This window comes from Streptomyces enissocaesilis (assembly GCF_039533765.1).
In the GTDB taxonomy this organism is placed as follows: Bacteria; Actinomycetota; Actinomycetes; order Streptomycetales; family Streptomycetaceae; genus Streptomyces; species Streptomyces enissocaesilis.
Genome location: NZ_BAAAUD010000020.1, coordinates 153357 through 165865, shown reverse-complemented (window position 1 = coordinate 165865; position 12509 = coordinate 153357). Strand labels below are relative to the sequence as shown.

Annotated in this window: 9 protein-coding genes; 2 read left to right on the top strand and 7 right to left on the bottom strand. The window is 70.8% G+C overall.

All coding sequences use genetic code 11. The annotated features are described in order from the left end of the window. Positions 1-15 precede the first annotated feature (15 nt). Both ABD374_RS10365 and ABD374_RS10360 read left to right on the top strand, forming a co-directional pair. Entirely contained in the window at positions 16-1743 is a 1728-nt protein-coding gene (locus tag ABD374_RS10365; protein ID WP_344493733.1) for a glycoside hydrolase family 6 protein, read from the top strand. A 236-nt stretch (positions 1744-1979) separates the two neighbouring features. After that, the gene (locus ABD374_RS10360) at positions 1980-2987 is read left to right on the top strand and encodes a LacI family DNA-binding transcriptional regulator (protein ID WP_344493731.1); all 1008 of its coding nucleotides are present in this window, start codon (positions 1980-1982) and stop codon (positions 2985-2987) included. 104 nt (positions 2988-3091) lie between these two features. Here the strand turns inward: ABD374_RS10360 and ABD374_RS10355 are convergent, their stop codons facing one another. From ABD374_RS10355 to ABD374_RS10325, 7 genes are all read right to left on the bottom strand, one after another. Beyond that, a complete protein-coding gene (locus ABD374_RS10355) occupies positions 3092-3427 on the bottom strand; it encodes a rhamnogalacturonan lyase family protein (protein ID WP_344493950.1) in 336 nt (111 codons plus the stop codon). Positions 3428-3511: 84 nt separating this feature from the next. After that, positions 3512-4216: a GH12 family glycosyl hydrolase domain-containing protein gene (locus ABD374_RS10350; RefSeq protein WP_344493729.1), complete on the bottom strand. Its 705-nt coding sequence runs from the start codon at positions 4214-4216 to the stop codon at positions 3512-3514. Between the two features lie 121 nt (positions 4217-4337). After that, positions 4338-6287, bottom strand: a complete 1950-nt coding sequence (locus tag ABD374_RS10345; protein WP_344493727.1) for a beta-galactosidase — start codon at positions 6285-6287, stop codon at positions 4338-4340. After that, positions 6284-8506, bottom strand: coding sequence for a sialidase family protein (locus tag ABD374_RS10340; protein WP_344493725.1), 2223 nt, complete (start codon positions 8504-8506; stop codon positions 6284-6286). The genes ABD374_RS10345 and ABD374_RS10340 overlap by 4 nt, the downstream gene beginning before the upstream one ends. 161 nt (positions 8507-8667) lie before the next feature. Then, on the bottom strand, positions 8668-9585 hold the full coding sequence (locus ABD374_RS10335; RefSeq protein ID WP_425577179.1) for a carbohydrate ABC transporter permease: 918 nt from the start codon (positions 9583-9585) through the stop codon (positions 8668-8670). Positions 9586-9593: 8 nt separating this feature from the next. Then, a complete protein-coding gene (locus tag ABD374_RS10330) occupies positions 9594-10703 on the bottom strand; it encodes an ABC transporter permease (RefSeq protein ID WP_344493721.1) in 1110 nt (369 codons plus the stop codon). Positions 10704-10732: 29 nt separating this feature from the next. Next, positions 10733-12412, bottom strand: coding sequence for an extracellular solute-binding protein (locus tag ABD374_RS10325; protein ID WP_344493719.1), 1680 nt, complete (start codon positions 12410-12412; stop codon positions 10733-10735). Between the last annotated feature and the right edge of the window lie 97 nt (positions 12413-12509).

Sequence of the window (12509 nt, the reverse complement as noted above, 5' to 3'; positions counted from 1 at the left end):
CAGACAGGACCCGAGATGAACCGCACAAGAATCGCGTTACTCGCCGCGCTCGCGCTGGTGTCCGGGACGGCCGGAACCGCCATGGCGGCACTCCCCACAGGCACGGGCACGGGCGCGTCCGCCGTCCCCTGCACCGTCGACTACAAGGTGCAGAACCAGTGGGGCGGTGGGTTCAGCGCCGCTGTCACCGTCACCAACCACGGCGCCGCCAAGAACGCGTGGGCCGTGAAGTGGTCGTACGCCGGCGACCAGAAGGTCACGCAGGGGTGGAACACCAGGATCAGCCAGAGCGGCGCCCAGGTCACCGCCGCCAACGAGAGCTACAACGCCTCACTCGCCACCGGTGGTTCGGTCAGCTTCGGCTTCAACGCCACCTACAGCGGATCCAACGCCCTGCCCGCCGCCTTCACCCTCGACGGCGTCACCTGCAACGTCGACGGCGGAGGCGGTACGGACCCGGGCCCCGGCCCCACGGACCCACCCGCGCCGGGCACCCGGGTGGACAACCCGTATGCCGGCGCCAAGGGGTACGTGAACCCGGAGTGGTCCGCGAAGGCCGCCGCCGAACCGGGCGGCGCCGCCGTAGCCCGCCAGCCCACCGGTGTCTGGCTCGACCGGACCGCCGCGATCGAGGGTGTGGGTACGGGCATGGGCCTGCGCGACCACCTCGACGAGGCGCTCAAGCAGAAGGGCGCCGGCGAACTCTTCATACAACTCGTCATCTACAACCTGCCGGGACGCGACTGCGCCGCCCTCGCCTCCAACGGCGAACTCGGCGCGACGGAGATCGACAAGTACAAGCGCGACTACATCGACCCGATCGCGGCGATCCTCGCCGATCCGAAGTACGCCTCCCTGCGGATCGTCACCACCGTCGAGATCGACTCACTGCCCAACCTCGTCACCAACGTCACGCCGCGTCCCACCGCCACGCCGAACTGCGACGTCATGAAGGCCAACGGCAACTACGTCAAGGGGGTCGGCTACGCCCTCAACAAGCTCGGAAACGCGCCCAACGTCTACAACTACGTCGACGCCGGACACCACGGCTGGCTCGGCTGGGACGACAACTTCGGCCCCTCCGCCGACCTGTTCAAGCAGGCCGCCACGGCCGAGGGCGCCACGGTCGGCGACGTCCACGGGTTCATCGTCAACACCGCCAACTACAGCGCCCTGAAGGAGAACAACTTCACCATCGACGACAGCGTCAACGGTGTCCCGGTCCGCCAGTCCAAGTGGGTCGACTGGAACCGCTACACCGACGAGCTCTCCTACGCGCAGGCCATGCGCAACAAGCTCGTCTCGATCGGCTTCGACACGAAGCTCGGCATGCTGATCGACACCTCGCGCAACGGCTGGGGCGGCAGTGCCCGGCCCGCCCAGCCGGGGCCGAGGACCAATGTCGACACCTATGTGGACGGTGGCCGCTACGACCGCCGCATCCACCTCGGCAACTGGTGCAACCAGGCGGGTGCCGGGCTCGGCGAACGTCCGCAGGCCGCGCCCGCCGCGGGGATCGACGCGTACGTCTGGATGAAGCCCCCGGGCGAGTCCGACGGCGCCAGCAAGGCGATCCCCAACGACGAGGGGAAGGGCTTCGACCGGATGTGCGACCCGACGTACACCGGCAACCCCCGGAACAACAACAGCATGTCGGGCGCCCTGCCCGACGCACCGCTGTCGGGCCAGTGGTTCTCCGCCCAGTTCCAGCAGCTCCTGAAGAACGCCCATCCGGCGCTGTAGCGTCCGGAGCACCGGTGCGGCGTCCCTCCCGGGGCGCCGCGCCACCGTGTCTCCGTCCCGTACGTCCACCGTACGCCCGGCACGGGCGAGCATAAATGCGTCGAAGCGCTTCGACTCATCCTCTGGACAGCTCTGAAGTGCCCCTCTAAGGTCGGAACCAGTATCTGTCACTGACACTGCGGCAGCCGGAGGCGAAGCGTTTCGCCGACCCGGCCGCCATGTTCGGGAGATGTCCAATGGTCACCCTCGCCGAGGTCGCCCGACACGCCGGAGTCTCGGCCAGCACGGTGAGCTACGTCCTCAGCGGCAAGCGGTCGATCTCCTCCGCGACGCGCCTGCGTGTCGAACGCAGCATCCAGGATCTCGGGTACCACCCCAATGCGGGCGCCCGGGCCCTGGCGAGCAGCAAGTCCAACATCATCGCGCTGATGATGCCGCTGCGCACCGACATGTACGTACCCGTGATGATGGAGATCGCCGTCGCCGTCGCCACCACCGCGCGCACCCACGGGTACGACGTGCTGCTGCTGACCGGCGAGGAGGGGGCGTCCGCCGTACGCCGGGTCACCGGCAGCGGGATGGCGGACGCCATGATCCTGATGGACGTCGAGCTCGACGACGTCCGGCTGCCGCTGCTGCGCGAGAGCGGGCAGCCCGCCGTGCTCATCGGCCTGCCCGCCGAAACGGTCGGACTGACCTGCGTGGACCTCGACTTCGTGGCGACGGGCGCGCTCTGCGCCGAGCACCTGGCCGGCCTCGGCCACCGCGACATCGCGGTGATCGGCGAGGCGCCCGCCGTCTACGAGCGGCACACCGGCTTCGCCGAGCGCACCCTCGAAGGGCTGCGCACCCGCGCCCGCGAGCTGGACCTGCGCCTGCTGCACCGCCCCAGCGACGGCGGGTACGACGCGCTGGCCGCGACCCTCGCCCGGATCTTCGACGAGCGGCCCGGCACCACCGGCTTCGTCGTACAGAACGAGTCGGCCGTCGAGCCGCTGCTCGCCCTGCTGCGCCGGCAGGGCCGGGCGGTCCCCGAGGACGTGTCCGTGGTCGCCGTCTGCCCGGACCCGGTCGCGGTCCAGGCCTCCGTACGGCTGACGTCGGTGGCCATCCCGGCCCAGGAGATGGGGCGGCGGGCGGTGGAGCACGTCGTCGCCAAGCTGGACGGACACGGTACGGACGGCATCGAACTGCTCGCCCCGGAACTGACGGTGCGGGCCAGCACGGGGCCCGCACCCGCCTGACCCGCACCGCCCCGACCCGTGCCGTCGGTTCCGTACCGTCGGTTCCGGGCCTCACCTGGCCGTAACCCGAGCCCGCCGAGCCCGACCGGCGGTGGTCGAGGAGTTCACGGTGGGCATCGCCGTTCCACCGGATCACGGAGTTGTACGAGGCGCCGCCGCCGAAGGCCGGGACCGTATCGCTGATCCTGGTGCCGTCGGCCGCGCAGAGCCCGCCGCCGCTGGGCCGGCCCCCCGGCTCCGGCGTGGCTGCGGGCCGGGTCCGCGCAGATGCCGCGGCCGACGTCGGTTCCGGTTCTGCCGCCCCACACGATCGCGCCGGTCTTCGCGTCGTGCATCTCGTAGGCGTACGCGGAGCCCGTGTGCTCGTGCACATGGAAGGACTCCGGACCGGGGCGGGCCGGGTCCGGGTCACCGACGTGCAGCGCGTCGCCGTGCCCCAGCCGGGTCGCCGCGGCCTCCGGAAAGGCTGCCGCGGCGACCCGGCGACCGGCGCCCGCGTGATGCGGGGATGCGTGATGCGGGGATCAGCTGGAGGAGACCGTCAGGTTGTTGGTACGGAAGTCCAGACCGCCGGGCGAGCCGCTGATCTCGTAGCCGAACTGGACGTCACCGATGGTCTCGTCGCCCATCCAGCGCTTGGTGTCCTTGATCCACTTCAGGACGGGCAGGATGTTCACGGTGCCGGAGGAGGAGTCGGAGGTGCGGAGGAAGGAGAAGACCTCGTTGGCACCGTTGCTGCCCTTGTAGGTGGCCCAGGTGTGACCGCCGAGGGTGACGGTCCCCTGGTACGGGCCGAGGGCGCCGACGTTGCCGTTGTGGTTGACCCAGAGCATGATCTCGTAGTCGTAGTCGGTGTCCCAGACGTCGTACGACGTGTTGTAGTCGCCCGACGACGGGACGGTGACGTTGTAGTTGCTGGAGAGCGAGGAGAGGGAGGTGATCGTCTTGCCGATCACCTTCTTGGAGTTGGGGTAGGACTTGATGCCACTGGTGGCCGGGTGGTCGGCCCGGACCCCCCAGGTGGTGCCGGAGTCGGCCCACACGCACTGGCTGCCGGCGCCGGCCCCCCAGATGTTGTTGTAGAGCGTGTAGCCGTTCAGGCTGGTGTTGCCCCACTTGTCACAGGTGTTCCAGACGGCGGCGTGGGCGGGGGCCGACGCGAGGCCGGCCAGACCGGTGAGGGCCAGTGCGGGGGCGAGGAGGGCTGTGGTGAGCGTGCGACGTGCCATGGGTGTTCCTTCCATGGGAGTGGGGGGGACGCGCCACCGCGTGGTCAGGGGGGCCGCACGGTGGTTCGGGGGCGTACGAGCGGGTGTGGGAGGAGGAGCGGGGAGGGTGGAAGGGGAGGGGTTACGGGCGGAGTACCGCCACGCCGTAGCGGCCCAGCACCAGCGAGCCCTCGATCGAGGCGCCGCTGAGCAGGTCGTCGTGGCTGCCGGGCACGTCCACGGTCACCGGGTCGCGCCCGTGGTTCAGCAGGAAGACGAACGCGCCGCGGCGTACGGCCTCCACCCCGGCGGGGAGACCGGAGAGCGGAGGCCGTACGCCGGCTTCCCGGGTGACGCCCGCGAGCAGTTCGCGCAGCGCCTCCGGCTCGGGGAGGGTGGAGACGTACTGCGCGCGGCCCCTGCGCAGGACGGCCGGCAGACCGTCGAGTTCGCCACCCTTGTAGCGGACGAGGACCTCGGCGTCCGCCGCGGCTTCCAGTTCCTCGGACCACAGCGTGCCCCGGAAGCCCTCGCACTCCACCGCCTCGCCCGCGTCCAGCGGCCACCACTCCTGGACCGTGCGGATGCCGAACAGCTCCCTGAGGCGCGCGTCCATGCCGCCGGGGCGGACGCGGTCGTCCTCGTCGGCGGCTCCCGTGTGGAAGCCGCACACGAGGGTGCCGCCGTCGCGCACGTACGCCAGGAGGTTGTCGATCGCGGCGTCGGTGAGGAGGTAGAGGTGCGGGACGACGACCACGGCGTACGCGCCCAGGGCGCCCTCGGGGCGGGCGAAGTCGGTCGCGACGCCCTCCTCCCACAGGGCGTGGTGCCAGGCCCGTACGACCTCCGGGTACTCGACGTGGACCGAGGGACGGCCGTCCTGCTGGCCGGCCCACCAGGACTCCCAGTCGTGCAGGATCGCCACCTGGGAGGGGGAGTGGGCGCCGGCGACCTCGGGGGCCAGCCGGGCGAGGTCGGCACCGAGGCGGGCGACCTCCCGGAACGTACGGCCGTGCTCGCCCGCGTGACTGACCATCCCGGAGTGGTACTTCTCCGAGCCCTGCCGGGACTGCCGCCACTGGAAGTAACAGATGGCGTCCGCCCCGCGGGCCACGGACTGGAGGGAGAACAGGCGGTTGAGGCCGGGCGGCTTCGGGTGGTTGACGCCGCGCCAGTTGACCGGTCCCGCCGCCTGCTCCATCACCATCCAGGGGCCGCCCGCCTGGGAGCGGGTCATGTCGCCGATCATGGCGTTGTACTGGCCCGCCCACGGGTCCTTGGGGTCCGGGTAGACGTCGACCGAGACGATGTCCTCGTGACCGGACCACTTCCAGGCGTCCTGCCCCGTCCAGAACGGCATGAAGTTGGTGGTGACCGGGATGTGCGGGGTGTGGCGGACGACGATGTCGCGCTCGGCGAGGTAGCACTCCAGGAGCGCGTCGGACGTGAAGCGCTTGAAGTCGAGCACCTGGGCCGGGTTCTTCATGTACTGCGCGCGGCGGGGCGGGAGGATCTCCTCCCAGGAGTCGTAGCGCTGGCTCCAGAAGGCGGTGCCCCAGGCCTCGTTGAGGGCCTCCGTCGAGGTGTACTTGGCGCGCAGCCAGTCACGGAAGGCACGGGCCGCCTCGTCGCCCCAGTCGTGGGTGCAGTACTCGTTGTTGATGTGCCACATGGTGAGCGCCGGGTGGCTGCCGTAGCGGGCGGCGAGGTCCTCGGTGATGGCGGCCGCGTACCGCCGGTAGACGAGGCTGGAGTGGGAGAACTGCTGCCGGGAGCCCCACCAGACGGTCCGGCCGTCCTCGTCGCGCGGCAGCGTCTCGGGATGCAGCTTGCCCATCCACGGCGGCGGGGAGGCGGTGGGGGTCGCGAGGACCACTCCGATGCCGTTCTCGTGCATCAGGTCCATCAGGCGGTCCAGCCAGCCGAACTCGCGGGCCCCGGGGCGCGGTTCCAGCTTCGCCCAGGAGAAGACGCCGAGGGTGACGGAGTTGACGCCCGCCTGCTTCATGAGGCGTACGTCGTCGGACCAGACCTCCTCGGGCCACTGCTCGGGGTTGTAGTCGCCGCCGAAGAGCAGTCGTTCATTGATCACTTGGGGTCTCCGTACTGGATGCCGCGGCCGTTGGTGCCGAGGTAGACACGGCCGTGGATTCTGGGGTCGCCGGTGATCGTCTCGCCGGTCCAGCCCCACTGGTGGGCGTCGTCGTTGATGCGGATCCAGGTCTTCGCCCCGTCGTCGGAGCGGTGGACGGCGGTGACGGTGTCCACCGCTCCGACCTGGTAGACCGCCGGGTACGGCGCTCCGTCGGCGGCCCTGCCGAAGCCGAGGGCGTACGAGGCCCGGCAGCCGGCGACCCTGGTGAAGGACGCGCCGCCGTCCACCGACCGGTACAGGCCGTTCTCCTTGGCGGACAGCCACAGGTCGCCGCTGCGCCCGGGGGCCGCCGCGATCCTGAACTGGGCGTCGCCGGACGGCAGCCCGGTCGCCCGCGCGGTGAAGGTACGGCCGCTGTCCGTGCTGGCGTACAGGGTTCCCGCATCGGAGTCGTACGCGTAGAAGAGCGCCGGGCGGGCCGGGTCGGCGACCGGCGTGGCGCCCTTCGGGAAGGAGGGGACCTCGGACCAGGTGGCGCCGTCGTCGGTGGAGCGGTGTGCGGGGTGCCTGGTTCCGTCCCAGTGGACGAAGGACCACAGCAGGGCCTTCCCGTCGGCGCTCACGGCGATCGGCCCCGGCGCGCCGGCGGCGAGGGACGGCTGGGCCGCGAAGGGCGCCCAGGTCCGGCCGCCGTCGTGGGAGTGCGCCCCGTTGCCGTGGTCGCCCCAGCCGGCCCGCACCACGTACGAGGGTCTGAGCGCGGCCTGGGCGAGCCCGGTGGCCGTCCCCATGACGGGGTTCGACGCCATGCCGCGCGAAGGGGAGGCCGTCAGCCGCTCGTGGTACATCACGCCGAGGTCCCCGAGCCCGCTGATCAGGTGCGCCTCGCCGGCCGGGGGCGAGATCAGCTGGCGGACGGAGGCTTCCTCCAGGCCCCGGACCCGCGGTGCCCAGTGGACGAGGTCGCGGGTGCCGAAGAGAGTCGCGCCCGTCCCGTACACGATGTGCTCCGAGTCGTACGGGTCGATGGCGACGGTCTGGATCCACCAGCCGAACTTGGGCTCGTCCTCGCCCCACTTCAGGAAGGGGGTCTCGGAGACGTCGAGGACGGCGGTGTCCTTGAGGGAGGTCCAGGACGTCCCGCCGTCGGTGGAGCGGAAGAGCGTGTCGACCTCCGACCAGCGGTTGTTGGTCGACACGACGACCGTGCCGGGGCGGCGCGCGTCCACGGCGAGACCGCCGTAGCCGAAGGCGCCGCCCGTCCGCACCGGGGTGACGTCCGTCCACCGGCCGGTCACGGTGTCCAGCTTGTGGACCGAGCCGCCGGTCTGGCCGTTGGGCCCGGGACGGTCGGCGTACGTGACGTACAGGGCGCGGGTGCCGGTGTCGTACGCGGCGTGGATCGGCACCCTGGCGCTCTCGCCGGCCGGCTGGCCGGGCACGGCCTCCCAGCCCGTGCCGGTCCTCCGGTACAGGTTCGCCGCGCCGCCGTCGCCCCAGCCGGCGTACACGGCCCGTCCCGCGGCGGCGAGGAAGGTGACGCCCTGGCCGGAGGCGGACGGCGCGGCCGGGAAGTCCGCCGCCGCCCAGGTGGCGCCGCGGTCCGTCGACTTCAGCAGGCCGTCGTGGCGGGTGCCCAGCCACAGGGTGCCGCCGGCGGCCGGGTCGACGAGCAGGCGTTCACCGGTGCCGCGGCCGTCCTCGTTGGCGCCGAGCTTGACCGTCAGGTCGGTGCGGGACCACGTGGCGCCCCTGTCGTCCGAGCGGAGCACCGCGCCGTTCCCGCTCCGGGGCTGGGAGTACGTGCCGAGGGCGAGGTAGAGACGGTTCGGGCGGGCGGGGTCGACGGCGATCGCCTCGACACCCAGCAGGTTCCAGTCGTCCCAGCCGAGGTGGTCGGTCAGCGGGGTCCAGGCGCCGGTGGTGTCGGACCACCGGTAGGCGCCGCCGATGTCCGTACGGGCGTAGGCCAGCCCCTTCACCCGGGGGTGGAAGAGCACGCCGGTGATGAACCCGGTGCCGCCGATGACGGCATTGCGCCAGCGGTACGGCCGGACGCCGGCGGTGCTTCCGGCGGTGGCGGACGCTCCGGCGGGGTTCGCGGCGGACGCGGCGTGGGCGGGGCCCGGGGCGGCGGGCAGCGCGGTGAGCGCGGCCGCGGCCGAGGCGCCGGCGAGCAGGGAACGTCTGCTGGGCGTGCGCAGCGGTTCCGGCATGGCGGTCTCCTTCTGGTGGGGGTGAGGAGGAGCACGAGCAGGGGGTGCCGCCGCGCGCGGGCGGTTCAGGTGCGCTCGCGCGCGGCGGCGGTCCGGCGCCCCGGCCGCGGGAGCCGGGGAGGAGGGTCCCGGCCGCGGGAGCCGCGGGCGGGGCAGGGCCGTCAGCCCTTGATCGCGCCGGTGAGCATGCCTTGCTTGAAGTGCTTCTGCACGAAGGGCGAGAGCACCGCGACCGGCACGAGGGCCAGCACCATCACCGCCATCTGGATGGCGAGCGGCGACAACTGCCCGGTGTTGATGACCTGCGCCAGGCCGGTGGGCCGGGTCTGCTTGATGACCAGCTGCTGCATGATGTTCTGGAGCGGCAGCATGTCGGGGTCGCTGATGTAGATCGAGGCGTTGAACCACGCGCTCCAGTAGCCGACCGCGTAGAAGAGCGTGATCACCGCGATCACCGCCCGGGAGAGCGGCATGACGATCTGCCAGAGGATGCGGAGGTCTCCGGCTCCGTCGATCCGGGCGCTCTCGATGAGCTCCTGCGCGGTGCTCATGAAGAACGCGCGCAGCACCAGGATGTTGAAGACGTTGAGGGCGCTCGGCAGGATCAGCGACAGATAGGTGTCGGTGAGCCCAAGGCCCTGCACCACCAGGTAGGTGGGGATCAGCCCGGCGCCGAAGAACATCGTGGCGATCAGGAACACGAGGATCGGCCGGTGGAGCACGGACCCGGGGCGCGAGAGACCGAAGGCGCAGAGGACGGACACCGTCATGCTGAAGAGCGTGCCGACGACGGTGACGCCGACGCTGACCAGCGCGGCGCGGGTGACCTGCCCGCCGCTCAGCAGCTCCTGGTAGGCGATGAAGGTGATGTCCCGGGGAATCACCACCAGGCCGCCGGTCTCGGTGATCGTCTTCGCCGAGGACAGGCTGGTGACGATCACCACCCAGACGGGGAAGAGCACGGCCAGGCAGACCAGGACCAGCGTCACCCCCTTGGCGGCGAGCCCCGCCCGGCCGGGTTCCTCCTCCCACGCCGGGCGCAGCCGGCCGCGCACGAAGCGGCCCCGTGTGGTTCCCATGAGCGCGCTCATCGCTTGTACACCCCCTGTTCGCCCATCAGGTGGGCGACCTTGTTGGCTCCGAGCACCAGCAGGAGGCCGAAGATTCCCTTGATGATTCCGACGGCGGCCGCGTAGCTGAAGTTGCCGTTCTGGATGCCGACGTTCCAGACGTAGGTGTCCAGGACCTCGGCGGCGGTCGGCCCGACCGCGGTGCGCTGGAGGAGGATCTGCTCGAAGCCGACCGTGAGCGCGTTGCCGACCTGGAGCACCAGGAGCAGCGCCACGACCGGACGCAGGGCGGGCAGGGTGATGTGCCACATCCGCCGCCAGCGGTTGGCGCCGTCCATCGCGGCGGCCTCGTACAGGTCGGGGCTGACGGAGGCCAGCGCGGCGAGGAAGACGATGACCCCCCAGCCCGCGTCCTTCCAGATCATCTCGAAGGTGATCAGGAATTTGAACAGGCCCGGATCGGTCATGAGGTCGAACGCGCCGTGGCCGTGGTCGCGCAGCGTCTGCGCCACCAGGCCCGCCCCGCCGAACATCTGCTGGAAGATCGTGACGACCAGGACCCAGGAGAAGAAGTGCGGCAGGTAGAGGATCGCCTGGGCGACCGCCCGCACCCGGGGGCGTACGAAGCTGTTGATGAACAGCGCGAGCAGGACCGGGACCGGGAAGAACAGCGTCAGCTGGATCAGGAAGATCGCGAGGGTGTTCCCGAGCGACTGCCAGAACAGCCGGTCCTCGACCATGTGGCGGAAGTGTTCGATTCCCACCCACGGGCTCTGTGCGATCGCCTGGAACGCGTTGTCCGCGATGTACGGGTCGTAGTCCTGGAAGGCCACGACATTGCCGATCAGCGGCACGTAGTGGAAGACCATCAGCAGCAGAAGGGCCGGCACGACCATCAGCAGCAGGGCGCGGTCCCGCCGCAGCCGGTGCCGCAGCGTGATGCCGCCCGCCGCCCCGCCGGAGCCGGGGCGTTCCTTCCCGGTGCCTGCCGGCCCCTCGCTCCGGCCGGTCTCCTCCCCCGCGTCCGGTGGCGGCCGCCGCGTGCCGCCGCGGTCCGCCCGGGTCACCCCCGCTGTGCTCCCCCCGGGGGCGGTCCCCGGGTCCTTGGCCGAAGTGCTGTGGGCCATCGTGTCTCCTCGGTGCCGCGCGGCGCTGGTCAGGTGGCCGAGCTGCCCGTCTCGTCGAGCAGCTTCTTGTACCAGTCGCGCAGCTCGTCGCCGCCGCCGGACTTCCAGTCGGAGACCGCCCGCTGCATGTCGCCGATCTTCTTGCGGCCGCGCACGATGTCCTTCTCCAGGTCCTCGAACTGGCTGTTGAGCTCGGTGTACCGGTTGGGCTCCTGGATCTGCATGCCGTAGAAGAGCGGCTTCCTGAGGTGCGCCCCCATGCGCTGCTGCCACCCGGTCATGCCCTCGACCACATCGGGCTGGTCGGGATAGGCGATGAAGGGCGCGGAGGACGCGATGTACTCGTACGTCCCGAAGACCTCGTCGTTGCCCTTGCCGTTCTTGGTGAGCACCCCGTCCTCCAGGGTGTGGTGGACCCCCTCGACACCGAACTGCCGCAGCCGCTGCTCCTTCGAGCCGTACGGCGCCGCGGTGAAGTTGGCGAGCGCGAGGACGTCCCGGACCTTCTTATCGTCGGCCTTCTCGTTGACGAAGCACCACATGTGGGAGGGCGCGGCCGTGTAGAGGGTGGGCTTGCCGCCGTCGTGGGCGAAGTAGTCCATCGCCGCCATGGCGAACTTCTTGTCCTCCACGCGCTGGACCGCGGTCTTCCCGTACCAGTCGGACAGGTCGGCGTTGTACATCAGGACCTTGCCGCCGGCGAAGAGGTTGCCGATGTCGCCGCTCTCGGACTTGGCGTCCGGGTGCACGAAGCCGGCCGAGTACAGCGACCGCGACCAGTCCAGGGCTTCCAGGAACTCGGGGGTCTCGTAGCGGTTGACCAGCTTGCCGTCGACGAGCTGCCAGTAGTGCGGTTTCTCGGGCAGTACGCCGAAGAAGGCGTGGGCCGCCCAGGTCATGTCACCGCAGGCCCAGACCCTGCTCTTCGGAGCGTTGAGCTCCTTGCACAGGTCGAAGAACTCCTGGGTGGACTTCGGCGCGGTGAGCCCCTTCTCGTCGAAGAGGTCGGCGCGGTAGAACGCCGCGATGTTGGGGGTGTCGGCCCCCGGCATCGGCAGGCCGCGCAGCTTGCCGCCGAAGACCGACCGCCGCCAGGCCGGGGTGGGGATCGCGGCGAGGTTCGGGTAGTCCTTGACCTTGTCGCCCGACAGATACGGGCCCAGATCGGCGAACTTGTTGCTGATGGCGCTGGGGATCTTCCCCATCAGCTCCCAACCGGGGATGACGACCGCGTCCGGCAGGGAGCTTGAGGCGAGGACCGCGCCCAGCTTCTGACCGTAGGAGGCGCCGTCCTGGTTCTGCCACTTGACGCGGACACCGGCCCCTTCGTCCATCGCCGTCCAGTACGGATTGCCCGTCTTCGGGGGAGTGCCGTAGTTCGGCGCCATGACGGTGAGCTCGCTGCCCCTGCCGAGCTTCTTCGGGACCGACACGACCAGCTCGTCGACGGGCAGCGCGGTGGTGAAGCCGGCCGCGGAACCGTTCCTGCTGGGGAAGTCCGGGGTGACCAGAGCCGACGCCGTGTAGGCGGGAAGCAGGTCCTTCAGCTTCCTCCCCGTCGTCGTGCCCTCGTTCTTCGACCCGCCGCTGCCGCCGCAGGCGGTGAGCAGCGGCATGCCGCCGGCCACCGCCACCGCGGCGACCGCGGTGGACGAGAGGAGGCTTCTTCGGCTCAGGGCGGAGCGGGAGGATGGGAAGTTCGGCGTCATTGCGTCAACCCTTCGTGGCGCGCCTGGACACACAGCGGTAACCGCCGGTCAGCTTTCGAAGCGCTTCAATATTGCTGCGAGGTTAAGTGAAGCTGCG